Raw genomic sequence first — 19,610 nt, forward strand, 5'->3', positions numbered from 1 at the left:
GCGAGCGGGGCCCTTCATCCATGATACCATGCGCGACGGGGCCCTCCGGACGTCAGGAGCGTCCCGAAGAGCCCAGCAGGCCGAGCACGGACGCCGCGGCCGCCGACCGGAGCTTCTCGAGCCAGGACCAGGGCTTCCGCTTCGAACCGCGCGCGGTGCCCGGCTCATCCAGGACTCTGCGCGTGGCATCCAGGGCGAGCAGGACCCGGTCGAAGCGCGGGTCGGCGATCCGGCCTTTTTCGAAGATGCGGCGCAGGCCGGAGTCCGGCGTCAGGGAGGCGAGGATGAACGCGGCGATGTCCTCTGCGGACTGAGCCCGGTCGCTGCGGCCCGTCCATTCGACCCCCGCGAGGGCGTCCTGGCCCTCCTCGAAGACCTCCCGGGACGCGGCGTCCGCGCGCGCGAGGATGCGCTGGAAGCGATGGGTCTCGAACATGCTCCGCGCCGTCAGGTAGAGGGCGTGGAAGAACGGCTTCCCCAGGAGCGCGAGCAGGTTCTGGGCGTTGACTCCCGCGGCCACGGGCGGCAGGTCCGCCTGCGCGTAGAAGAACTCGAAGACCTTGCGCGGGACGCCGCCCGCGGCGATGACGAGCGCCTCGCCCTGACGCAGGGCGGCGATGCGGCCGGCGAGGCCCGGGTCCTCGACGCTGGCGATCCGAACCTTCCCTTTCAAGGCGGGCTCGCGGAGGATGAGCGCCTCGAGCTTGCGGATCCCCGCGGCGTCGAGCGTCCAGAAGACGGGGAGGAGGACTCCCCCCGGCCGGAAGGCCTGCGGCGCCCGCTCCTGAGCTCTGCGCACTCCGCGCAGAAGGAGGAGGAGCTTCTCGAGTCCGGACTTCTCCGGATTGTCGTAGACCGGCAGGAGGTCGCTGCGCTCCAGCGCCCCCGCGATCGCCTGCAGGCCCGCGGCCTTCGGCGCGAAGCGCGTGGAGCGCGCGGTCTCGCGCGCGATGAACTCCGCGGGCGACTCCGGGGCCGGGAGCTCGTAGACGATGGGCAGGGTCTTGAGGGTCTTGTGCGCGCCCGCGAGTTCGAGGTCTCCCGGACCCTGCAGGGACGCCGGGGCCCAGAGGAAGGGCTGGACGGTCAGAAGGTGGTCGACATCGAGGTCGGAGGGGGCGAGCTCGGCGTCGGTCGCCGAGACGATGCCCAGCGCCAGATGCCGGCCGCTCCTGTGCAGCTCGGCCATGGGCATGGCGAGCGCGCCGGCGTCCGCGACGCGCTGGACGTCCGTCCCGGTCGGCTCGAAGCCCGGGAGGACCACGTCCATCTTGGACTTGGTCTCCCGACTCCCGCTGTAGACCACCTCGAACTCCCCCGAGAAGCCGAGCTCGCGCAGACGCTGGAGCAGGACGGACGCCGCGGACTGGTGGCCGACGCCCGGGGCGGAAGGCACGAAGACCCGGAGCGTCGGGTACCGCTGGAGGAACGACTGGACGCGGGCCTGGAGGCGGCCTTCACGCCCGGGTGAGGAGGCCTTGGCGGCGGCCGGAGAGGTGTCCCCGCTCCCCGCCTGCGCTGCCGACGGGAGGACGGAGACGTCCGCCGGGACCGTCTCGCCCGCGCTCCGGGCGGGAGCGGCGCTTTCCCGCACCGTCGGGGCCTCTCCCGCGCTCGGCAGAGAGGAGACCGGCTGGAGCTCCATCGAGGACCCCGCTCCCGTCTGCGCGGGAAACGGCAGCCGGACCGGCGGGACCGGGGAGACCGAGACGGACGACGGCGCCTGCGCGCCCGAGATGACGATCGCCTGGGCGAAAGCTCCGGCGCCCGGCGCCAGGACGAGCGCGGCGGCCAGGACGGCCCTAGTGGAGCCGATGGATCTCATTGCCGGGGATGTCCACCTCGAGGTCGATGTTCGCGCGGGTCCGCTCATCGTAGGACAGCCAGCTGGGCAGGATGACCTTCGCGTAATAATCCATATGCTTCGCCAGCTCCACGGGATTCAGGAAGACTCCCCGGTCCCGTTCGAATCTCTTGCGGACCGCGTCCAGCGCGTCCCGCAGGCGGACATGGAGGTCGGTATAGCCCGAGAAGGACTCGCGGTTGGCGGACTTCCCGTCGATGAACACGACGTCGCCCGGCCGGTAGACGTACTGCTTGTCGGCGTAGAACCGCTTCGAGTCGCGGCTGACATAGGCGCTCTTCCTCGTGACGATCACCTGTTCCTCCGGGGCGAAGACGTCGAAGAGCTTGCGCATCTCCTTGAGCTCCAGCTCGACGACGTCGTTGCGCCACAGGCTCTCCTCGTCGACGAAGGGCTCCCCCGGCCGGACCGTCTCCCAGCCGTGCTCCTTCAGGATCCGCTCCTCCTCGTCGGTCAGGTCCTCGCCCAGGATGCGTCTCTTCAGCGCCAGGCAGATCTTCATCGGGAACCGCACCTCGTCGAGGTTGTCGACCATGCTGCGGTTCTTCGGGTACATCAGCTCATAGAGGTCGGCCAGGGCCCGGACCATCGTGCTCTTGCCCACGCCGGCCGTCCCGTCGATGGCGACCATCCCGCCCTTGTCCCCGAGCCGGTCGTGGATCTCGCGGGCCAGCCGGACGATGAGGGGCGCCGAGACCTTCGGATCCGCATAATACACCCCGGAGGCGCCGAGCGCCGCGCGGACGCCGTCGAGGGTCTCGACGACGCGGATGGCCATCCGTCCGCTGCTCGGAGGGGTCTCCTGCGTACGGACCGCCTTGAGGAAAGCCCGGAGCTGGTGGTCGAGCGAGGGCTCCGCCTCCGCTTCCGTCTTGAACGCCGACTGTTCGCGCAGAGCGGCCAGCGCGGCCTCGTCGACCGCGGCCTGCTCGTCCGAAAGCGCGTGGGGGGTCGGACGGATCTCCAGCCGGGTGAACGCGGGCTCTCCGCCGTAGTCGAAGGTCGCGGTGAACTCACTGCCGACGACGACGATGTCGCGGGTCTTGCGGCCGTCGTACTCGCGCGAGAGCTTGACGGTGACCGGGACCTCGCCGTACATGAGCTTCAGGCCCACCGTCTCCCGGCTCTCCGAAGAGACCGCGCCGACCAGCTTGCTCGGGCCGTCCTGCCCCATCAAGGCGTCGATCATGTAGAGCTGGTGATAGCCCAGCCCTTCCAGGGCCGTGTGCGTGCGGTCGAACTTCTGCGGCGGATTGAGATAGTGCCCCTCGACGGAGAGGATCTTCCCCAGCTTCCCGCCGGCGATCATGTCCTTGAGCCGCTGCAAGTGCGGCAGGTAGTACCGGTTGTGCCCCACCATGAGGATGAGGCCGCGCGCCTCGGCCAGGGCGACCAGCTCCTCGGCCTGCTCCGCGGTCTGAGTGAAGGGCTTCTCCACCAGGACGTTCTTTCCGGCGAGCAGGGCCTGCTTCGCGATCGCGTGATGGGTGTTCCCCGGCGTGACGATGATGACCGCCTTGACGCGCGGGTCGGCGAGGACCTCGGAGGCGTCTCCCTGCTCCAGGCTCAGCGCGTCGGACGAGGCATACTGCGCCCGCAGCTCGTCGCTGATGGTCCGATCGACGGCCCTCACCCGCACCCCGTGCGTCACCAGGGTGTCCAGATGCCGCTGTCCCTGTTTCCCGACGCCGATGAGCCCGATGACCTCGTCGGGACGGCCGAGGACCTCGGCGGCGGTCGGGCCGTCGTGGTCGCGCGCGTAGGAGAGGTTCGAGATGTGATGGAAGCGCGGCCCCTGGACGACCGGGACGGACGGGGCCTCGTCCGCGGCGGGCTTGAACTCCCCGGCCTCGAGCGTCCGGAGCCGGTCGTAGAGGGCGTCCAGCGTCCCGGGGGCGTCGAGCCGCAGCCCGGCCAGAGCCGCGGCGATCGCGCTGCGGCTCCCCGCATCGGAGGCGGGGGCGCCTGCGATCAGGGACAGCGCCTCAGCGGCCAGCGTCCCCTCGGAGGAGGCCTGGTCCCCGTCCTTCTTCCCGAGGTCCGCGATGATCCGGGCGCCGTACCCTTGAGGATCGAGCAGCGCGCCCTTGACCGCCCGGCCGGCTTCGACCTCGAATGACTCCGCGCCCCCCTGGGGAGCGGCCGCGTCGATGAAGGCGACGGCATCCTTTATAAAGGCGGCGCGCAGAGCCGCGGCGGAGGAGGCCGGGACGCTCCCCGGGAGCGCCTGGACGGTCTGGAGGGCGGAGAACGAGGGAAGGATGGAGAGCTGAGAGGACAGGGACGCGATGCCCGACGCGAAGCGGACCTGCGCGGCGGACGACAGCCCCGCGACGGGAGCGGTCTGCGCGTTGACCGGCCGGCTGAGGAGGACGCTCTGGCCATAGGCGGCCCCCGGGAAGGAGCTCCAGAGCACGGCCAGCGCGAGCGCGCAGGCGAGCGGTCTCTTGGCGTTCTTCATGGCTGCGATCTCCAGCGAGAGGAGGCCGTCGTCGGTCTCCGTCGCTTCTTCAAGGATAACGGGAAGGGCCGGTCTTGACGCGGTCCCTTCAGGTTCGTCCCGTCGGTTTTTCGGTCTAACCGGCATGGTTCCCAAAACCGACGCCGGCTGAAACCAGCGCCGTGAACGCCGATGGGCGGCGCCTCCCGGAGCTCCCGGGGCCGAATTGACGGAGCCGTTGGAAAATAGGGATACTGCCTGTGTCGAGCCCTCGGAGGAACATGAAAAAAGCCGCCGCCCTCTGCGCCGTCCTCGCTTTCGCCGCCTGCGGGACGCTCAAGGAATACCCCTTCGAACAGCGCCGCCTCGCGGCGGTCATGCCCTTCGCCTTCACCGCCGCCCAGAAGGAGTTCACCCCCCACGCGAGCGGGCTTGCCGACGCCCTGGCCGGCGCCCTCGTGCGCACGGGCCGCCTGCGGCTCATCGAGCGCGCCCGCGTCGACGCCGCCCTCCAGGAGCTCCAGCTCCAGCAGAGCGGGCTCACCGACAGCGCGACGGCCTCCAAGGTGGGCAAGGGGCTCAACGCGAGCGCCGTGGTGCTGGGCTCGATCACCTCGATCTCGGTGCGCGAGGAAGGCCGCAGCGTGAAGATCGCCGAGAAGACGACGCGCTTCGTGGACGTCGAGGTCGAGGCGCGCATCGTGGACGTGGAGACCGGAGAGCTGCTGGGCTCCGGCCGGGCCGCCGGGAAGGCGGAGAGCGCCGAGAAGCACGCCTTCGGCGGCAAGCTCGGCACGCTCGCGACCCCGGACGCCCTCATCCAGCAGGCCCTCCAGGGCGTCGGCGAGAAGCTCGCCCGCGACCTCGCGAAGTCCCTGCCTCCCAGATGAAGACCCCTTCCCGCCAGACGCTCATGCGCATCTACCTGGAGGAGAACGACCGCTTCCAGGGGCGCCCCGTCTACCAGGCCATCGTCGAGGCCGCCCGCCAGGACGGCCTGGGCGGAGCCATCGTCCTCAAGGGCGTGCTGGGCTACGGCTACAAAGCCGAGGCGCGCGCGGGCAAGATGATCAAGCACGACGACAACCCGCCCGTCCTCATCGAGATCGTCGACGCCGAGGAGAAGCTGAAAAAGTTCCAGCCGCGCCTCGACGAGTTCATCCGCGAAGCCCTCGTCACCTTCCAGCCCGTCGAAGCCCTCCACTACAAGCTGGATTAAGGAGGCGTTAGTCGGCGGGGTCCTGCCGGCCGGGTCCTTCCCATCGCCTGCGCTCCTCAGACGGCGACGGCCATTGCGGTGCTCGGCGATGGGCCGCCCTCCCGGCCGTCACCCCCGTGCATCGGTCAGCCTCCCCCAAAAAGCGGAGCATGACAGTTCCTCGGAGCCTTCGTGCCATCCGATCGGCGACGGCCGCTATCGCGGGAAGGACGACCGATCATCTTCCCGTGCTGGAATGGGGGGTACCCCCCGCCCTCAGGCGCCGGGAGGGAACCGATACGCGGCGCGAGAGGACTACACTGAGACGCGCGCCGCGACGGCTCGCAAACGGGACTTAACCACCCTGGGATCCCCAGTCGGGGATTCCTGGCTACCGGACTCCGCGGTAGAAGCGGCTCACCTGGCCGTAGTACGCATCGCCCTCCAGGTCGCGCAGTCGGTGGATGATGCGGAGATTGCCGCCGATCTTGCTCTCCCACCACGGCCCCGCCAGGTGCCGGCTCCAATGGGTCGGGAACGGGGGAACGCTCGGGCCATAGGACTTCGCGAACTCCGCGACTGCCGCGTCATCCTCGGCTTCTCCTGCATCCTGCGAAACCAGTCCGTACACGTCGGCGATGATGGCCAGCCGGTCCATCCCCACCGTGGGAGCGCCCGTCCGTCGGCCCTCCCCCATCGCCCATGCGTAGCAGTTGACCTCGGCGCACTCGGCGCCCGTCACTCTCCAGTCCTTCCCCGCAAGCCCCGGGAACCAGTCCTCCATCCTCTCCCGCTCCTCGTCGGTGGGCGCCCGCCCGATCTTCCCCTCTCTCAGCATGGACGGCAGCCAGGCGCCCAGGAACTTCCGTTGTTCTCCCGTCAGGGGTCCCGAACGGTCCAGAAGCGCCTGGACCGTCTCGAGCGGGTCCCCGTCGAGCGAGACCTCGGTCGGAGCCCCGTCCTCCCCGTCCCCGGAGAACAGCCCCTCGAGGACGGCCGCCCGCTCCTCGGGAGAGTCCGCCGAGGACAGCGCCGCCGCCGCGTTCTTCAGCGCGTTCCGAGGAGAATCCTTCGTTCGGACGGTTCCCTTCGTCTCGACCGGGCGTGCAAGGTCGCGGGCGGCTAGCGCCGCCGACCGGAGCTGCGGCGACTCGATCTTCGGCAGTCCGGCCGCCATCGGTTGGACGAGTCCCCGGAGTCCGCGCGGAACCAGCGGAGACAGGAGCGAGGGGAAGACGCTCGGGACGACGATCGGCACCGGCTGAGCCGCGCCCCGCCCAGGCGCGTATACGACCTGCGCGCTTGCCGACGACGGAGACAGCCCGAGGATCAGGAGGGTCGCCGCGCCGAGGGAGCCCTTGCGGTCGAACTTCATCACGCTCAGAGGATACCGGGAGCGGGTCCCTCCCGGAAGGGTCGAGTGTCCCTCTCCTCACCGACGAGGGGTCCATTCCCTGGGGTTCTGTCCGGGTGGGCCGAGAGAACGACACGTTAACACCGCAGAGAGGAGGGGGATGTCGAGAGTCTTGCAAACCCGCGCTCTCAGTGTTAGTCTCCACGTATGCTCAGACTCCTGGCTGTCGCATCGCTCTTGTGCCCCCTGACCCCCGCTTTTGCGCAAACCCCCACCGCCGACCTCCCCTGGGAGCAGGATTACGACTTCCCGCTGAACTATTGCATCCGGACCTTCAACATCGAACACGAGAAGCCGGCGCTCCTCGCCGAACAACTCGTGCGGAGCCGCGGCACAAAGGACAGGAAGTCCGATGCGAGTCACGAGATCGTCAGGTGGGAGATGCTCTCCGAGAACGCGGGCGATGAGACCGCGGCTCTCCAATCGCTAGGGAAGCTCGCCCACTACGCCCGCAACTGCGACCCGGACCCGGCCCCCGAATATCCGGAACTCGCTCGCATGAGAGATATCCTTCAGAACGAAGGGGAAGCGCATTCGGCTCTGGCCGCCAGGATACCCTCCATCCGAGGAGTCGTCGAAGCGCGCATAGACGACCTCGACCGTTACGTCGCCGCCGAGAAGCACGCGCGCATGTTCGAAGGAATCGTCGTCGTTATCCGAACTCAGTGGGACGAAGACAAAGCCGCCCGCGAACCTTCCCACTCCCGGACGCCGCTGCATGTCGCGGTCAAGATGGCGAAGCGGCGCCTCCCTCCCGTCCCGGTGAACGGGACGGACCCGGAGTCGGGCCGTTGGGTGAGAGCGAGCCATCCCGTCTGCATGCTCGTCCCGACCGTCTACGCCGCCGTGACTGCGTTGGGAGACGCGGAAGACCGCCTGAACGCCCTCATGCGGAATGGCGGAGAGCATTACACGGACGACGGCTGTCGCCGACGCGGCGAAGGATGGTGGGTCGACGAGCAGGCTCTCCCCCTCATTCGGGAGCGGCTCACAAGGGACTTCGAACTGCGAAAATGGAAAGAGGCCGGCGCCGCAAAGAGGACCACGGATATCCCGGATGACGAGAAGTTCGCCGGACTGTCCCGCGACCTGAAGAAGGCCGGCGAGGGCCTCGTCGATGCGCCGAACATGCGGGCGGTAGCGGCAGACGAGCTCAAGCGGCTGCGGCCCTACGCCGACAACCTCTCCCGCGCCCGTGAACGCCGCCTCCTCTTCGTCGAAGCGATCGAGTGACCCCCCGTACGACTACGGCTGAACCCCCTTCTTTTGGCCGGCATCCGGATCCTCGCGGAGCAGCTGGATGGAGAGCACGGCGGTGTTCTCGGACGCCTTCACCGCGTCCATCGCCGCACGCAGCCGCTTGAGTTTCCCCTCGAGCAGGGCGCGGCTGACCGGCATCGTCCTGAGCGCGGCCGCCGACAATCTCTTCTCCTTCTCAATCCATTCGATGCGCTCCGAGAGGTCCTTCGCATACGGCGTCGCGTACGGGGTGTTCACGTTGTAGCTGAGCAGTCGTCCCAGAGCGATGAGTTTCCGGGCGATCCTCCCGGCGTCCTTCTCCGCCATCTGCCAGCTCCAGGAATACGCTGGTCGCGCCCTCGATATCCCGCCGTCATACCCCGTCGGCATCGACGTCTGGTCCGTAAAAGCGTTCATCTTTCCGCCCGACGTCTTCAGAATCGCCTCGATCTCCGGCCGGACGGAGACGGGATCATCCACGACGACGGAAAGGCTGTACGTGAGACTCTGCCTCCCGCCGGCGTACTCCCGATCCCAGTAGCCGTCGGGGAAATCCGCCGACAGCGGCGACGCCCAGAGGGCACCCGACAGGACGGTCGCAAAAACGTTCAATATGCTCATTTACTCCTCCTTTTGCGGACCATCCCATTCTACAACCGCCCGCCCGATAAGAGCAAGCGCGCCCCCTCTTGCCCGCACGCCCCATCCTTGATAGCGTGACCCCATGATCCTCGCACTGCTTCTCGCGGCATCGGCCTGGTCCACAAAGCCCGATGTCCTGGCGCCGGGTTTCTGGACGCGGCCCTATTCCTTCCCACCCTCGTACTGCCACCACCGAATCACCCTCACGACCGACGACCTCCGCACAATCGGACAAGCCGCACGACCTTGTGGGTTCGTCCCGGCTGATCCCGCGGGAGACTCGCTCTACGCCTATTGCCGTACGAGCATATCGGAGATCGACAAGATCCTCCAAAAGCTGGAGAGACGCGGGAAGATCGTAACTCGCGAGATATCCTGCACCGACCCGCCCGCAAACGAGGAGCTGTATTTCAAACGTGACGTCTTGCGCCAGGAGTCCGCGACCATCGAAAAATCATCCTCGAGCTTCCCGGGGATTCGAGGCCTCCTGGACGCGGAGCTCTGGACCCTCGACAAGTTCATCGCCGCGAGGGAGATGGCGGCTCAGCCGCTGCTGGAGATCGTTGCGGCGCATCCGGCGGCAGGAAGAGCCGTCTCGACTCAAGAACTCTGGGGGCGCCGCCCCGCGCATCCGGTCGCTCAGGCCGAGCAGGACCGCGATCCGTCCTGGCTCAAGCCCTGGGCGCGGACGACCTATCCCGCGTGCCTTCAAGCCCCTCGCCTCTTCGTCGAATACACCGCCGCCCCGGGCTCGGAGGCAGAGCGGAAGATCCTCACGCGCCTGCTCCGGCTGGGAGAGCGTTACGAAGAGCCCGCTTGCGATTCTCTCTCACCCAATAAGAGGAGCACCGCGATCGTCACCATGCTCCCACAGAAGGATCTTCAGCGGATTCTGACCTCGCTGCCCGGACTCCGGGCCTGGACGGAGATCCCGCGGATCCGCTACGCGGGCTCGGTCACGGACGATGAGCGCGTGGAGGTCCTCTCACGAGAACTCTCCTCGGCGGAGTCCCTGCGTCGGGATGTCCCTCATGTCGTGGCGCTGACGCAGGCGGAGATCGAAAGGCTGCAGCCCACGGCAGGGCTCCTCTCCCGAATCCGGAAAGGGCGATTCGTGGCCGTCGGCTTTCGGGCCGACTGAGAGTTATCTTTTCCCAGGCGGCGTCGACAGCTGGACGGAGATGGAGCTCTTGGACGCTGACCGCTGATAGGCGTCGCGCGAACCCTGCAGGGATCGCAGGCGGGTCGTGAGGAAGTACGTCGCCGCCGGCATCTCGGTCAGCGCGGCCTTGTTGTTCGCGAGCTCGCGCTCCAGTATCCCGATGCGCTCCTGGACCTGCTGCTGAATCTCCTTATTGTTCTGCCTGTTCAGGGAGTAGCTGGTGAGTTCCCCCATCTCCAGGAGCTTCCGAGCGGCCTTCTCCGCCGAATCGGAAGGGAGCGTGTAGTTCAACTGGATGACGCGCCGCGATTCCCCGTTGTAGGATTGGTTGAAGCCATTCCGGTTGTCGCCGGTCAGCGTCGCACCGCTCTTCAGCATCACCGCATCGACCTGTCGAGCGAGAGCATCCACCTCATCGGCGCGGAGCGACACGGAATAGTTGTCGCCGGCCTGAGGCATCCCGAAGCCCCGGTTCCAGTAGGCGTCGTCGTGTACGACCGGGCCGTTCCGTGAGGGCTGTGCATGGGAACCGGCGGGCTGGAGGCAGAGGCCCAGGAGCAAAGGCAGACAGCATCGAATCGGGTTCTTTGTCTTCATATCCTCGAGAGTTTAGGCGTTTTGAACGTTTTAAAGCAATCCCCTCGCGGCTGTCCCGCGCGTGCTACGAAGGGAATAGGACTTTCTGCAGGGCGTCCGGGCATTCCTTCTGGGGGATGTGGCCGCAGGCGGGAAGGACGGTGAGCTTCGAGCCGGGGATGAGGCGCTTGAAGGTCTCTCCCATCGGGACGGGAAGGATCCGGTCGCACTCCCCCCACACGATCTCGGTCGGGACCCGCAGGGACTTCAGGCGCTTCTCGAGGAGCTCCTTCTTGGAGAGCTGGTCGGTGATGGCCTTCGTGGGGCGCGCGGCGATGCGCGCGGCGATCTCCCGCAGGATGTGCTCGGGAAGCTTCGGCGCACGGCAATAGGCCTTGTCCATGAACTCGCGGACCTTGGGAACGTCCGGGGAGGCGAGAACCCGCGCGGCGCTCTCGGCGCTCCCGCTGGGGTCGTCGACGCCGGCCGCCCCCACGAGCACGAGGCGCTCCACTCCCTGCGGCCAGTCGAGCGCGAGCCAGCCGGAGATCCAGCCCCCCAGGCTGTTGCCGACGACCGTCCAGCGCGGGCAGAGCGGCTCGAGGGCCCCGCGCAGGGTCCGCGCCTGGGCGCGGATGCCGTAGCCGGAGGGGTCGGCGGGCGCCTGCGAGCCGTCGGTTCCCGGCATGTTGAAGGCGTAGATCAGCGTGCCCGGCCGACGACGGGAGAGGAGGGCGTCCCAGCTGACGTAGGAATCTCCGAGCCCGTGCACGAGGGCCACGCAGCGGCAGTCCCCCTCGAGGGAGCAGTCGTCGCGCATCCAGCCCCTGAGCCCGCCCGATTCGGCCGGCCGCGCGCCGGCGAGGCGCAGGCGCGCGCGCTTGGCCCCTTCGTACACTTTCGCCGGATGCCCCCAGCCCCAGGCGAGGAGGAAGGCGGCCGGGACCAGCAGGAGCGCCCCGGCGCGCAGGAGCGTCCGCTTCTTCATCGGACGCTCAGCCCTCGCGGACCGGGCCGCAGGTGCACATGAGGTTGCGGTCGCCCCACGGGTTGTCCACGCGGCCCACCGAGGGCCAGAACTTGTGCTCATGGAGCCACGCGGTCGGATAGGCGGCGGTCTGCCGGCTGTAGGGATGCTTCCACTCGTCGGCGCAGACGGAGTCGGCGGTGTGCGGGGCGTTGTGGAGCGGGTTGTCGTTCTGAGGCAGCTTCCCCTGCTCCACGGCCTCGATCTCGGCGCGGATGACGGTCATCGCCTCGCAGAAGCGGTCGAGCTCGGCTTTGCTCTCGCTCTCGGTGGGCTCCACCATCACCGTGTTCGCCACCGGCCAGGAGACGGTCGGGGCGTGGAAGCCGAAGTCCATGAGCCGCTTGGCCACGTCGTCGGCCTGCACCCCGCTGGTCGCCTTGAAGTGCCGCAGGTCGAGGATGCACTCGTGGGCGACGAAGCCGTTCTTCGCCTTGTAGACCACCGGGTAGTGCGGCGCGAGCCGCTTGGCGATGTAGTTCGCGTTGAGGATGGCGGTCTTCGTCGCGCGCGTCAGTCCCTCGGCGCCCATCATGCGGATGTACATCCAGGAGATGGGCAGCACGTTCGCGCTCCCCCACGGCGCCGCCGAGACCGGACCGTTGGCGTCCTTGCCGCCGGTCGCGACGAGCGGGTGCCCGGGCAGGAAGCGGACGAGGTGCTTCTTCGCCGCGATGGGGCCGACCCCCGGACCGCCGCCGCCGTGCGGGATGGCGAAGGTCTTGTGGAGGTTGAGATGGCAGACGTCGGCGCCGAGCTCGGCGGGACGGCAGAGCCCGACCTGGGCGTTCATGTTCGCGCCGTCCATGTAGACCTGGCCGCCGGCGGCGTGCACCGCCTCGCAGATCTCCCGGATATCCTCCTCGAAGACGCCGTGGGTGGAGGGATAGGTGACCATGAGGGCGGCGAGGTCCTTGGCGTGCTCGGCCGTCTTCGCGCGGAGGTCGTCGAGGTCGATGTTGCCGTCGGCGTCGCAGGCGACGACGACGATGCTCATCCCGGCGAGCGCGGCGGAGGCGGGGTTGGTGCCGTGCGCCGACTGCGGGATGAGGCAGACGCGCCGGTGGCCCTCGCCGCGCTCCTCATGGTAGCGGCGGATGACCAGCAATCCCGCGTACTCGCCCTGGGAGCCCGCGTTGGGCTGCATCGAGGCGGCGTCGAAGCCGGTGATCTCGCAGAGCCAGGTCTCGAGCTGGGCCACGAGGTCGCGGTAGCCGCGGGTCTGCTCGGCGGGCGCGAAGGGATGGATGTTCGCGAACTCCGGCCAGGTGATGGGCAGCATCTCGGCCGCCGCGTTGAGCTTCATCGTGCAGGAGCCCAGGGGGATCATCGAGGTCGTCAGCGAAAGGTCGCGCGACTCGAGGCGCTTGATGTAGCGCAGCATCTCGGTCTCGCTATGGTAGCGGCTGAAGACCGGGTGCTCGAGGAGGGCGGAGGTCCGGCGCAGCGCCGGGGGCAGCACGTCTCCGGCCTCGGCGGCGAGCTCGGCGGGGACCGGGCAGGCCTTGCCGCGGGCGAAGCAGGCGAGCAGGTCGGCGAGCTCCCCCTCTCCCGTGCGCTCGTCGAGCGCGACTCCGAGCGAGCCGTCGGGGTAGACGCGCAGGTTGATGCGCCGCGCGGCCGCCAGGGAGAGGATCTGCTCGGCCTGAGGCTTGGTCGTGCGCACGCGCAGGGTGTCGAAGAACGGGCCCGGGACGGTCTCCAGGCCGAGCCGCTTGAGGCCGACCGAGAGCAGGCGCGCCATGCGGTGCACGCGCCCGGCGATGCGGCGCAGGCCCTCGGGCCCGTGCCAGACGGCGTACATGGAGGACATGACCGCGAGGAGCACCTGCGCGGTGCAGATGTTGCTGGTGGCCTTCTCGCGCTTGATGTGCTGCTCCCGGGTCTGCACCGCGAGGCGCAGCGCGGGCCGGCCGCGGCTGTCCTTGGACACGCCGACGAGGCGGCCCGGCATCTGCCGCGCATACGCGGCCTTCGTGGCGAGGTAGCCCGCGTGGGGTCCGCCGCCGCCGAGCGGCACGCCGTAGCGCTGCAGACTGCCGACGGCGGCGTCGGCGCCGAGCTCTCCGGGCGTCTTGAGCAGGACGAGCGCGAGCGGGTCGGCGGCCATGACGACGAGGGCCCCCGCTTCGTGCGCGCGCGCGCAGAAGGAGGTCCAATCGCGGACGACGCCGTCGGTGTCCGGGTACTGGACGAGCGCGCCGAAGACCCCGGGCGTGAAGCGGAACTTCTCGGGGTCGCCGGTCTCCACGCGGATGCCCAGCGGGGTCGCGCGGGTGCGCAGGACCGCCAGGGTCTGCGGGTGGCAGGCCTCGGAGGCGAAGAAGACCTCTCCGCCGCCCTTGATCGCGCGGCACATCGTCATGGCCTCGGCGGCGGCCGTGGCCTCGTCGAGCATGGAGGCGTTGGAGATCTCGAGCCCGGTCAGGCTGGTGACGAGGGTCTGGAAGTTGAGCATCGCCTCCAGGCGGCCCTGGGAGATCTCCGACTGGTAGGGCGTGTACTGCGTGTACCAGCCGGGGTTCTCGAGGATGTTGCGCAGGATGACCGGCGGGGTCACGGTATCGCTGTAGCCGCAGCCGATGAAGGAGCGCCAGACCTGGTTGCGCAGCGCGAGCTCGCGCAGTTCCGCGAGCGCCTCGGCCTCGGCGGCCGGAGCGGGCAGCTCGAGGGGCCGGCCGCTGCGGATCTTCGCCGGGACGGCGGCGTCCACGAAGGCGTCGAGGGTCGGGAAGCCGAGCGTCTCGAGCATCGCGGCGGTCTCCTGCGGGGAGGGGCCGTTGTGCCGATCGGCGAAGACGTCGGGGTTCTTCAGGTCGCTGCTCTGGCGGGGCTTGGTCATGGTGGGCATAAAACCTCTATGAAGGTTGCGGCAAGCGTATTCTAGCCCTTTGCCCCTCCCTCGACAAGGACGAGAATCTTGAAAGGATTCCCGTCGCACATGAGCCCACGCAGGGCCGCGTCACGGCCCTGCGGCGTCAGGCGCGGATCATGACCAGCATCATCTTGAAGCGCTCGACCGCGTTGAGCGCGTGCGGCTTTCCGGCGGGCATGATGATCATCTCCCCGGCCTTCACGCGATGCGGCTCGCCGGCGACGAGGACCTCCGCTTCGCCGTCGAGGACCTGCACGAGCGCGTCGTAAGGGGCGGTGTGCTCGCTCAAGCCCTCCCCCTTGTCGAAGGAGAAGACCGTCACCGTGCCGACGCCTTTCTTGATGAGGGCGCGGCTGACCACCGCGCCCGTCTCATAAGCGACGAGCCCCGCGGCGTCCAGCGTCCGCCCGCGGACGTCCTCGCCCGATTTCGGATCCGGCTTGATCTCCATGCCCCCTCCCGCTCAGCCGCAGCCGCCGTGGGAATCGCAGCCGCACGCAGGAGCAGGATACTCCTTCTCGAGGCGTTCCACGAGCCGCACATAGCCCGCGCGCCTCGCCGGGCCCATCCGCTCCGCCTCGACCCGGGAGAATTCCTTCTCGAGGGTCTTGAAGCGGCTCGCGGAGAGGTTCTCGAGCGCCATGGGATAGAGGATGTTGTCCTCTTTATCGATGTGGCTCCGCAGGAGCTCCGCGTAGTTCGCCGCGTTCTCCGCCGCGTCCTTCGCCGCCCCCTTCTCGCCGTCCTTGAGCCGCTCGACGGCGTCCCGCAGGGCCCGCACATAGGCTCGGCCGCTCTCGTGTTCCATGAGCATGACCCCGATGGGGCCCGTATCGCGCGGGATGCCGGCCTCCTCCATCGCCGGGAAGAGCAGGTCCTCCTCCTTGCCGTGATGCGCGGCGTCGGCGAAGTTCCTCACGAAGTCCACCGCCGCCGCGAGGTCGTCGGCAGGGACGACGCCCCCCTCCGCGATGCGCGCGGCCATCCCGCCGAGCGCTCCCAGCATGCGCAGGATGACCTGATGGTCGTCCATGAGTTCCTTGATCGCGGCCTGCATGTCTCCTCCCTTAGAATCCCAGGAAATAGCGGAGCAGCCGATCGAGGCGCCCCCGCTTCACGAAATGCATGCCCGAAAAGCGCATGACCTCGCGGACCTGCGCGCGCCGGGCAGGCGCGTAGCAGTGTATGGGGCAGTCCTTGCACTTGGGCTTGGGCTCCCCCTTCACGAGGTACGGGCACTTCTCGAGGCGGTCCGTCGCGTAAGCGAGCAGGCTGCGGCACTCCGCGCAGAGGAGCTCCCTCGGAGCATGCTTCTCCCTGCAGAAGACCGTGACGAAGCGTTCCAGGGTGCCATATTCCTGAGTTCGCTTGTCAACATCAACGGCAGACGCCTCCCGCTCCATGGACATAGTCTAGCGGGAGGAGGCAGGAGAAAACATGCGCGCGCGCATGTTTTTCAGATTTTCAGCAGGCGGTCGGGCTTCGCGACGACGATGCGCTTCCAGCCGGAGGAGACGAGGCCCCTTCGGCGGAAGTCGGCGAGCACGCGCACGGCGGTTTCGGGCGTGGTCCCCGCCATCTCGGCGACATCCTCACGACGAACCTTCACCTCGCGTCCGAGCAGCGCACCGAGCAGAACGAGCACGCGGGCGATGCGCCGCTCGGCGCTCTCCTTGGCCAGCGCCCGCATGCCCTGCGCGTTGCGCAGGTGCTCCCCCACCTGCCGGAAGACCTCGCGCGCGAAGCGGGGATGGCGCGCGAGCAGATCCTCGAAGAAGGCCGCGGGGACGGTGTAGGCCTCGGAGTCTTGGATGGCGAGCGCGCTCACGGGGTAGGGCTTCTCGTCGAGCACCGCGATCATGCCGAAGAGTGCGCCGGGGACGATGACCTCGAGCGCGCAGGGCTCCGTGCGCGGAGTGTACTTGAGCGCCTTGAGCAGGCCCGAGCGCAGGAGGAAGACCGCGCGGGGCGGGTCCCCTTCCTCGAAGACCGCCTCCCGGCGCCGGTAGCGGCGGAGCACGGCGCGGCGCGTGAGCTCCTCGAGGTCCTCCATGGGAAGGTCGCGGAAGACGGGAAGCTTCGCGATCCAGACGTCGAGGCGCCCGCGGCTTCCGCCGCGGGCGCCCGGTCTCGCCGCATCCGTCGCGATGCGCTTCAGGGAGGTCCCGCCTACGCCTTCGCGGCGGTGGACTCGGCCAGCTTGTCGAGCGCGGCCTTCATCCCGTCGCGCACGGCCTGGACGTCGGCCGGCGCCCAGTCCTTCTGTTCGGCGCGCAGGAAGCTCGTCTTGTCGACGCGGTTGTCGAAGCGCGCGATGGGGACCCGGTACTCCTTGCCGCCGGCGCTCACCGTCACCGCGCCCTTGGCCTTGGAGTTCTGCTCGAGCCAGTCCATGTCGTCGCAGCCGTAGTCGTTCATCATCACTTCGATCGGCACGCCGTGGTGGAGGATGGAGCCCGGGTCGTTCGGGTTCGTGCGCGCCTGGTTCTTTCGGCGCGACTCCTCGGGGGTGACCCAGACGTAGAGGATGACGGCCTTGCGCAGGATCTCGGGATCGAGCTGCGCGAGCGAGTAGGCGTAGCCGAAGGGACCCTTGAGCGGCATCTTCGAGCCGTCGGGGCCGCCGCGCGCGAACTCGATGACGAGCGTCTTGCCCTCGAGCGTGTCGGGATAGCCCTCGTGCTTCTCGCGCAGGAGGTCCGCCGACTCCTTCTCGACGGCCTTCGCGACCGCGACCCGGGTCTTCTCGTCGAGCTTCGCGAGCCGCGGCTTCGCCCCGGCCTTCGCGGAAGCCGCCTCGAGCCGCTCCATCAGATGCACCCCGGCCGAGGCCGGCCGGACGACCTTCTTGGCGAGCAGGTCGCGGTAGTCCTCGTTGACGAGGTGGATGAGGGTGCCCCAGTCGACGGGGTCCTTGAAGGGCCGGTCGCCGGACTTGAAGTAGAGGCGGTCCTGGCCGAGCTTCTCGAGCTCGTCGTCGATGCGGCGCATCATGTGCACGTAGGGGAAGTCGTCGAGCTGCACGGTCGGACCCATGTGGAAGTCGTCGCGGCAGGCCGCGGGGGTCTGGAGCTTGAGGAAGCGGCGGACCTCGGATTTCCCCGAGGCCGGGAGCGCGAGCAGCAGAACGGTGTCCAGGATCTTGGCCATGAGCCCTCCTTCAGTATCTCGTCCGAATGCCTTCCTATATTAGCACCAGGGAGCACCGCCGTACAATCATAGAGCATGCTCTTCCCCAAGGGCCCAGGCGAACGGGGGCCGCACGCCGCCCCGGACCCCGGCCCTTCGGCTCATCCGCCGCGGGCCGGGAGCCGCTATACTCACCGCTGGTGGTACGGAAGACCCGGTCGTTGTTGCTCAGCGCGATCTTACTCCGGGCGGCGCTGGCGGCGGGCCAGACGGTTTCGGGACAGGCGGGCGGACGGACGACGCTCGCACCGACGATCCCGGTGGCCGGCCAGAACGCCCCGGGAGTCCTGTCCCCGTCTTCCGCGCTCTCGGTTCCCCTCTCCCCGTCCCTCTCCCTTCCCCTCTCCCCCGCGCCGAAGATCCGGAACTCCGCCGAAAAAGCGGCGGCGTCCCCCTCCTCTCTCCCGCAGGCGGGAGAGGGCACCGCCAACGCGGCGGCTGAGGATCTCGTCCCCGCGAAGGTTTCCAATAGACACGCAGCGACGGGGAAAGCCGCCGGGACGACAGCTCTTCCCCTCACCGCGTCCCCTCTCCCATCCTACGGGAGAGGGGTTGGGGGTGAGGAGGCGGGGGGCGATCTCAAGCCCTCCGCCCGCACACAGCTCGACGGGCTGCGCGTACCCGCCTCCGCGGACCTCATCTGGGAGAACGGCCGCGCGCACGGCGTCTCCGACGCGGACGAGGCGGTCGTCTCCGGTGACAGCGTCCATGCTTCCAATGGCCGCTACGCTCTCCTCGCGCAGTCCCCCCGCTCCGTCTCCGCTGAAGAGCTCCTCTCGGGAGCCGAGGACATCCCGACCGTCCCGCCCCCGACGCTGCTCGACCGGGTGCGAGCCGAGCTCTTCTACCGCTCGCGCCAGGCCTCGAGCTACGACTTCTACTTCCGCCTGCGCACCGGCGAGTTCCGCCGCAAGGTCCAGGGCTGGCAGGAGAGGGCCCGCGGCCGGGAGACCGCGGTAAAGGACCTCGAAGGGCTCCTCCTCGCCTGGAGGACGAAGGGCTACACCGGCGCGATGAGCCCGCTGGGCCCCCGGACCGCCTCCCGCGAGGTCATCGAGGAGGAGGGGCTCGAGATCTTCGACCGCTACTATCCGGGCCAGCCGATGGCGCGCGAGGCGTTCCTGCGCTACGTGGGACGCATCGAGAAGGTCGTACCGTCCTCGCGGAGGAGCCATTTCCGCAAGCTCGTCTTCCAGGCCTTTGAGGAGACGGCCCTCCTCCCCCCTCGGCAGGTCGCCAACCGACTCGACGCGATGCTCTCGAACGCCGCCGTCAAGGAGATCCGGCGATTCCGTTCGGAGCGCATGCCGGGGGTCCTCGAAGACTTCCGCGCGATGATCCTCCCGGCCATCCTCCAGGAGAACGCGCACCGCCCGGCCGGCAAGCGCATCCTCGGCGTCGTCCTGCTCGGGAGTTTCGCCGTCGGTCTCGCGAGCCCCTCCAGCGACATGGACCTCCAGCTCGTCACCGAGGACGGCTCGCTGGGGGACGCGCGGGCGTTCCAGAAGGGACTCAAGGAGCGCTGGGCCTTCGAGGGCCAGACCAACCCCCTCTCCCCCTTCGAGTACGCCGTGCCGCCGAACCCGGCGCTGCTCGCGCGCATGCACGCCGGCTACCTCGTCTTCTCGCCCTACGAGCAGGTGGCGCAGGCCCTCGCCGCGCCGGCGACGGAGGCCTCCGCCGGCCCGCAGTGGCGCTGGCCCGGGAAGGTCTACTCCTTCCTGTACTCGAACTGGCTCCGCCTCTACATCCGGGTCAGCGATCTGTGGGACCGCATCTCGGACCGCGGTCCCACGGATCGCTGACCGCCTATCTGTCGCCGCCGCGCTCGCCCGGCCGATCGGTAATCGGCCAGGGGGAACGCGGTTCCCTCGCTGTGGACTCGACCGAGGTTCCACTCGGTCGAGGGCCAGGAGGACTGAACCCCCACCCGAAGCGGTGCGGCGGAGATCTCCGCGCGAGCGAGGTGAGAGGGAACGGAAGT

At 68.8% G+C, this 19,610-nt stretch carries 17 protein-coding genes; 5 read left to right on the forward strand and 12 right to left on the reverse strand.

Going from position 1 to position 19,610, the window contains the following annotated elements; all coding sequences use genetic code 11:
• Positions 1 to 52: 52 nt before the first annotated feature.
• Together WC969_00770 and WC969_00775 are read right to left on the reverse strand one after the other, a co-directional pair.
• Positions 53 to 1,825, reverse strand: a complete 1,773-nt coding sequence (locus tag WC969_00770) for a hypothetical protein (GenBank protein ID MFA6028361.1) — start codon at positions 1,823 to 1,825, stop codon at positions 53 to 55.
• Complete coding sequence (locus tag WC969_00775; GenBank protein MFA6028362.1) at positions 1,803 to 4,325, reverse strand: Gfo/Idh/MocA family oxidoreductase; 2,523 nt, start codon at positions 4,323 to 4,325, stop codon at positions 1,803 to 1,805. The genes WC969_00770 and WC969_00775 overlap by 23 nt, the downstream gene beginning before the upstream one ends.
• A gap of 260 nt (positions 4,326 to 4,585) precedes the next feature.
• On the opposite strand from WC969_00775, the gene WC969_00780 reads away from it, so the two are divergent.
• Together WC969_00780 and WC969_00785 are read left to right on the forward strand one after the other, a co-directional pair.
• Positions 4,586 to 5,194, forward strand: a complete 609-nt coding sequence (locus WC969_00780; GenBank protein MFA6028363.1) for a CsgG/HfaB family protein — start codon at positions 4,586 to 4,588, stop codon at positions 5,192 to 5,194.
• Positions 5,191 to 5,523 (forward strand): DUF190 domain-containing protein, encoded by a 333-nt coding sequence (locus WC969_00785; protein MFA6028364.1) that lies wholly within the window; start codon positions 5,191 to 5,193, stop codon positions 5,521 to 5,523. Before WC969_00780 ends, WC969_00785 begins: the two co-directional genes overlap by 4 nt.
• 370 nt (positions 5,524 to 5,893) lie before the next feature.
• Here the strand turns inward: WC969_00785 and WC969_00790 are convergent, their stop codons facing one another.
• Positions 5,894 to 6,880, reverse strand: a complete 987-nt coding sequence (locus WC969_00790) for a hypothetical protein (GenBank protein MFA6028365.1) — start codon at positions 6,878 to 6,880, stop codon at positions 5,894 to 5,896.
• Positions 6,881 to 7,063: 183 nt separating this feature from the next.
• Between WC969_00790 and WC969_00795 the strand changes: the two genes are divergently transcribed.
• Complete coding sequence (locus WC969_00795) at positions 7,064 to 8,149, forward strand: hypothetical protein (GenBank protein MFA6028366.1); 1,086 nt, start codon at positions 7,064 to 7,066, stop codon at positions 8,147 to 8,149.
• A 12-nt stretch (positions 8,150 to 8,161) separates the two neighbouring features.
• Here WC969_00795 and WC969_00800 read toward each other — a convergent pair whose 3' ends face one another.
• The gene (locus WC969_00800; protein ID MFA6028367.1) at positions 8,162 to 8,776 is read right to left on the reverse strand and encodes a hypothetical protein; all 615 of its coding nucleotides are present in this window, start codon (positions 8,774 to 8,776) and stop codon (positions 8,162 to 8,164) included.
• Positions 8,777 to 8,879: 103 nt separating this feature from the next.
• On the opposite strand from WC969_00800, the gene WC969_00805 reads away from it, so the two are divergent.
• Positions 8,880 to 9,938, forward strand: coding sequence for a hypothetical protein (locus WC969_00805; GenBank protein ID MFA6028368.1), 1,059 nt, complete (start codon positions 8,880 to 8,882; stop codon positions 9,936 to 9,938).
• A gap of 3 nt (positions 9,939 to 9,941) precedes the next feature.
• Here WC969_00805 and WC969_00810 read toward each other — a convergent pair whose 3' ends face one another.
• From WC969_00810 to WC969_00845, 8 genes are all read right to left on the reverse strand, one after another.
• Complete coding sequence (locus WC969_00810; GenBank protein MFA6028369.1) at positions 9,942 to 10,556, reverse strand: hypothetical protein; 615 nt, start codon at positions 10,554 to 10,556, stop codon at positions 9,942 to 9,944.
• Between the two features lie 64 nt (positions 10,557 to 10,620).
• Positions 10,621 to 11,523, reverse strand: coding sequence for an alpha/beta hydrolase (locus tag WC969_00815; GenBank protein ID MFA6028370.1), 903 nt, complete (start codon positions 11,521 to 11,523; stop codon positions 10,621 to 10,623).
• A 7-nt stretch (positions 11,524 to 11,530) separates the two neighbouring features.
• Positions 11,531 to 14,404 carry an aminomethyl-transferring glycine dehydrogenase gene (gene gcvP / locus WC969_00820; protein MFA6028371.1) on the reverse strand — a complete coding sequence of 958 codons (2,874 nt, stop codon included), beginning with the start codon at positions 14,402 to 14,404 and terminating at the stop codon, positions 11,531 to 11,533.
• A 136-nt stretch (positions 14,405 to 14,540) separates the two neighbouring features.
• Positions 14,541 to 14,888, reverse strand: a complete 348-nt coding sequence (locus WC969_00825) for a cupin domain-containing protein (protein MFA6028372.1) — start codon at positions 14,886 to 14,888, stop codon at positions 14,541 to 14,543.
• 12 nt (positions 14,889 to 14,900) lie between these two features.
• A complete protein-coding gene (locus tag WC969_00830) occupies positions 14,901 to 15,494 on the reverse strand; it encodes a hemerythrin domain-containing protein (GenBank protein MFA6028373.1) in 594 nt (197 codons plus the stop codon).
• A gap of 10 nt (positions 15,495 to 15,504) precedes the next feature.
• The gene (locus tag WC969_00835; protein ID MFA6028374.1) at positions 15,505 to 15,840 is read right to left on the reverse strand and encodes a nitrous oxide-stimulated promoter family protein; all 336 of its coding nucleotides are present in this window, start codon (positions 15,838 to 15,840) and stop codon (positions 15,505 to 15,507) included.
• 53 nt (positions 15,841 to 15,893) lie between these two features.
• Positions 15,894 to 16,490 (reverse strand): Crp/Fnr family transcriptional regulator, encoded by a 597-nt coding sequence (locus WC969_00840; GenBank protein ID MFA6028375.1) that lies wholly within the window; start codon positions 16,488 to 16,490, stop codon positions 15,894 to 15,896.
• Between the two features lie 116 nt (positions 16,491 to 16,606).
• On the reverse strand, positions 16,607 to 17,587 hold the full coding sequence (locus WC969_00845) for a hypothetical protein (protein MFA6028376.1): 981 nt from the start codon (positions 17,585 to 17,587) through the stop codon (positions 16,607 to 16,609).
• Positions 17,588 to 17,766: 179 nt separating this feature from the next.
• Here WC969_00845 and WC969_00850 point away from each other — a divergent pair, with 179 nt between their 5' ends.
• Complete coding sequence (locus tag WC969_00850) at positions 17,767 to 19,431, forward strand: nucleotidyltransferase domain-containing protein (protein MFA6028377.1); 1,665 nt, start codon at positions 17,767 to 17,769, stop codon at positions 19,429 to 19,431.
• Positions 19,432 to 19,610: the final 179 nt, after the last annotated feature.

Source organism: Elusimicrobiota bacterium, from assembly GCA_041660925.1.
GTDB lineage: Bacteria > Elusimicrobiota > Elusimicrobia > UBA1565 > UBA1565 > JBAZUV01.

Excerpts from the sequence above, each read along its gene's own strand:
- WC969_00770 (MFA6028361.1), bottom strand. The coding sequence starts at position 1,825 with ATGAGATCCATCGGCTCCACTAGGGCCGTCCTGGCCGCCGCGCTCGTC.
- WC969_00775 (MFA6028362.1), bottom strand. The coding sequence starts at position 4,325 with ATGAAGAACGCCAAGAGACCGCTCGCCTGCGCGCTCGCGCTGGCCGTG.
- WC969_00780 (MFA6028363.1), top strand. The coding sequence starts at position 4,586 with ATGAAAAAAGCCGCCGCCCTCTGCGCCGTCCTCGCTTTCGCCGCCTGC.
- WC969_00785 (MFA6028364.1), top strand. The coding sequence starts at position 5,191 with ATGAAGACCCCTTCCCGCCAGACGCTCATGCGCATCTACCTGGAGGAG.
- WC969_00795 (MFA6028366.1), top strand. The coding sequence starts at position 7,064 with ATGCTCAGACTCCTGGCTGTCGCATCGCTCTTGTGCCCCCTGACCCCC.
- WC969_00800 (MFA6028367.1), bottom strand. The coding sequence starts at position 8,776 with ATGAGCATATTGAACGTTTTTGCGACCGTCCTGTCGGGTGCCCTCTGG.
- WC969_00805 (MFA6028368.1), top strand. The coding sequence starts at position 8,880 with ATGATCCTCGCACTGCTTCTCGCGGCATCGGCCTGGTCCACAAAGCCC.
- WC969_00810 (MFA6028369.1), bottom strand. The coding sequence starts at position 10,556 with ATGAAGACAAAGAACCCGATTCGATGCTGTCTGCCTTTGCTCCTGGGC.
- WC969_00815 (MFA6028370.1), bottom strand. The coding sequence starts at position 11,523 with ATGAAGAAGCGGACGCTCCTGCGCGCCGGGGCGCTCCTGCTGGTCCCG.
- gcvP (MFA6028371.1), bottom strand. The coding sequence starts at position 14,404 with ATGACCAAGCCCCGCCAGAGCAGCGACCTGAAGAACCCCGACGTCTTC.
- WC969_00825 (MFA6028372.1), bottom strand. The coding sequence starts at position 14,888 with ATGGAGATCAAGCCGGATCCGAAATCGGGCGAGGACGTCCGCGGGCGG.
- WC969_00830 (MFA6028373.1), bottom strand. The coding sequence starts at position 15,494 with ATGCAGGCCGCGATCAAGGAACTCATGGACGACCATCAGGTCATCCTG.
- WC969_00835 (MFA6028374.1), bottom strand. The coding sequence starts at position 15,840 with ATGGAGCGGGAGGCGTCTGCCGTTGATGTTGACAAGCGAACTCAGGAA.
- WC969_00840 (MFA6028375.1), bottom strand. The coding sequence starts at position 16,490 with ATGGAGGACCTCGAGGAGCTCACGCGCCGCGCCGTGCTCCGCCGCTAC.
- WC969_00845 (MFA6028376.1), bottom strand. The coding sequence starts at position 17,587 with ATGGCCAAGATCCTGGACACCGTTCTGCTGCTCGCGCTCCCGGCCTCG.